The sequence below is a fragment of the uncultured Stenotrophomonas sp. genome (assembly GCF_963519925.1).
GTDB classification, from domain to species: Bacteria; Pseudomonadota; Gammaproteobacteria; order Xanthomonadales; family Xanthomonadaceae; genus Stenotrophomonas; species Stenotrophomonas maltophilia_AE.
Genome location: NZ_CAUQPH010000233.1, coordinates 1 through 3,247 on the forward strand (window position 1 = coordinate 1; position 3,247 = coordinate 3,247).

General features: G+C 70.0%; 2 protein-coding genes. Both read right to left on the minus strand.

Annotated features, from left to right (window positions below):
- Positions 1-388 (minus strand): DUF3999 family protein (locus RWO33_RS19880; RefSeq protein WP_314107154.1); only part of this gene is annotated, 388 nt, incomplete at its 3' end.
- Positions 385-3,042 carry a DUF2339 domain-containing protein gene (locus RWO33_RS19885; RefSeq protein WP_314107156.1) on the minus strand — a complete coding sequence of 886 codons (2,658 nt, stop codon included), beginning with the start codon at positions 3,040-3,042 and terminating at the stop codon, positions 385-387. The genes RWO33_RS19880 and RWO33_RS19885, both read right to left, overlap by 4 nt.
- Positions 3,043-3,247 lie beyond the last annotated feature (205 nt).

Genomic DNA, 3,247 nt, shown 5'->3' on the forward strand with positions numbered 1-3,247 from the left:
GTCGCGCCTCGACCCGGCGCACGCTGCCATCGGTATTGCGTTCGGTCAGAAGCTGCAGGTCGTCGCTGGCGCCACTGCCCTGTGCCGGCAGCGGGAACCACGGCAGCGCCTGCCACTGCGCCGGCTGCGCCAGCGGCTGGTCGGCGGCCAGCAGCGCCGCAGGCAGCGCCTGGCCCTGCGCATTGAACACCTGCACGTCGGCCAGCAACGGCGACACCGCGCTACGGTACTGGTCCTCGCCGAGGGTCAGGCGGTAGGCGCCGGCCTGCGGTACCGACAGCTGCAGCGGCCACTGCTCCCGATACGCCTCACGCGCGTCGGCGGCGTGCAGCGCAGGGACGGCGACGAGCAGAGAAACGGCGGCGATCACACGATGAAGAAGGGTCACGGTTGCGGCTCCATGGCGGATTCCGGCGCGCGCGGCGGAGCCGGCGCCAGGTAACCCACGACCGTGCACAGCAGGCCGTAGGCGATGAACGAAGCAATGCCGAGCAGGTTGCCCAGATGCTGGCGATCGATCAGGACCAGCTTGGCCAGCACCACGCCCATCAGCACGGCGCCGACCAGCCACAGGGCGCGCTGGCCGCGGCGCGATCCCCACACCCAGCTGATCACGCCCAGCACGCTCCAGACCACGGTCAGGCTGGTCTGGGCCAGGGTCGACGACCACAGCACACCGTTCCATGCCACCCCGCCCCAGTGATGCACGGCGTGCAGCGTGATGCTGGTCAGCGCGACGAAGCCGGCCAGTGCCAGCACCGGCACGCGGCGCACCTGCAGCGCGGCCGGCGCCGCGCCCTGCCACAACCAGCGCGCCAGCAGCGCCAGCACGGCCAGCTGCGCCAGCTCCAGCGGATTGAACACGGGTACCCAGGGCAGTGGCCGCGCCGCGCCCGGCGCGAACAGGAAGCCGACCCAGGCCAGCCCCAGCACCGCGAACAACGTGCCCTGCAGCGCGGGGCGCGCCGCATTGAAGCGCTCTCCCAGCGGCAGGGTCAGCCAATGCCAGCGCTGCAGCGCGACGAACACCACCGCCAGCCACGGCAGCAACATCGCCGCCAGCGCCCAGCCCTGCGCCAGTTCAAAGCGTTCGGCCAGCCATGACGCGGCCAGCGATACCACCGTCGGCCACAGCAGCCACCAGATGAACTGCGCCGCGACGGCGGCACGGTCCTGGCCGGCGCGCAGGCACCACAGGCTGCGCACGCCGAGCACGGCGAACACCGCCCAGGCCAGCGCACCGTAGCCGGCGAACGGCTGGCGATGGATGTCCACCTGCCACAACGCCAGCGGGAACGCGCACAGCAGCATCGCCAACGTGGTGAACACCAGCGCGCGCGCCGGCATGCGCCGGTGCACCTCCGCCGCGATCCACGCCGTCACCGCCACCACCGCCAGCAGCGCGTCCGGGCGGCTGTCGAAGGCAACGAAGCGGGTGACCTCATGGCTGGCGCCCCCCAGCCACCACAGCAGGCCCCACAGGTAGTACACGATGGCCGGCGCGTCACGGCCAGCACGCCGGTAGCTGAAGGCCGAGGCAAACCCGGCCAGGGCCAGCAGCAACCCGCTCATGAAGGTCGGGTTGGCGATGGCAGTGGCGTCGTTGAACCAGTAATCGGCCCCCACCACGAAGCCGAACGCAGCGCCCAGCTGCAGCAGCGCACCGGCGACCTGCGGCAGCAGGCGCTGCTGACGCAGGCCCAGCCACACCAGTGCCGCGCCTTCCAGCGCGAACACACTGGCCGTGGCGCGCGCGGACAAGGCCAGCGGCACCGCCAACGTCGCAAAGCCCACCGCCAGCACTGCATGCGACTGACCCAACGCGGCATACCGCGTGCGCCGGATCAGCGCCCAGGCCAACCCCGCATACAGCGCGGCCAGCGCCAGCGCGCACAGCGCCAGCAGCAGGCGGTCGTCGTGCAGCATGCCGGCCTGCAGCGAGAACGCGATCAACGGCGTGCCGAACACCAGGCTGCCATCGACCAGATCGCGCTTCTCCGCCGGCTGGCGGCGCGCGTAAAGGATGGGAATCACCAGGTAGAACGCAAAGAACAGCAGCAGGAAGGGCTCGGTGCTGGCGAACTTGTCGGCGTTGTACTGCAGCACGCCCCAGAACGTACCGATGCCGAAGGTGAACGCAAAGCCCAGCAGATTGAGCACCCGCCACGGACGCCACCTCGCAATCGCGAGGATCGCGGCATTCAGCACCGCGTAGTACGAGAACAGCGCCACATGATTGCCACCGCCGGTGGACAGCCAGATCGGCGCCATGAACCCGGCCAGGATGCCCAGCACCGCCAGCGTGCGCGAATTCTGCACCACCGCCAGCACGCCGATGCCTGCGATCAGCACGATGCTCATCACGAACGCGGGGCCGGGGTCGATCAACCCATAGCGTTTGAACGCCGCGAAAATGGTCAGCAGCAGGATCCCGATCGTTCCGCCCTGCAATGCCAGCGCGAACAGCCGCCGACGCTCGCGCTGCAACCAGCCGAACACCAGCCCCGCCAACGCCCCGGCAGCAATCGCAGCCAACCGCAGCTCGATCGGCGCATCCAGCCAGCCCTGGTCGCTGGCGTACTTCAGCAGCGCAGCCACGCCGGCCAGCAGCACCAGCATGCCGATCTTGACCGGCACGTTGCCCTCGGTGAACCAACGCTTGATCGTCCCGACAACACGTTCGCCCAGGTCCGGCCCCCGCGGCGGCGGCGGAACGAACGGCTCGGGCTCGGGAGCGGCGGCAGCAGGCAGTGGCGGCGGCACAACCCGCGCAGCGGCGGCAAACGGCTCGGGCACGGGCTCCGCAACGCCGATCGGAACCTCTTGCGCAGGTGCCGGCGCAGCCACGGGGGCCGGCGCATAAGGGCGCTCTTCCCATGCAGCACTCACGGCAGGCTGGGCCGCCGGTTGGGCACTGTCGCCACGGGCCTGCTCCAACGCTGCCACCCTTCGGCGCAGCCCGGAAATCATCACCAGCGCCACGATCAGCAACACCGGCACGGCCAACAGCACCACCACCGCCAGGACAATCAAAGCTTCCATTCCACGTCATCCTCAAGGGGACGCCACGGGCAGCCAGTACAATCATGGCGCCAGCAGCAGCGGGCCCATGCTAACTGAATTGGATGTACGGGCTCATCCAGACGCGGCTGCCGGTGGGGCGAGCGCGGGGCCGCCGTGCCCTTGTGGGCAAATTTCCCCCGGCGTCGGCCTGCGGCCGCCCCCTTCCTCCTTTTAATTCGCCCAC

Excerpts from the sequence above, each read along its gene's own strand:
- RWO33_RS19885 (WP_314107156.1), bottom strand. The coding sequence starts at position 3,042 with ATGGAAGCTTTGATTGTCCTGGCGGTGGTGGTGCTGTTGGCCGTGCCG.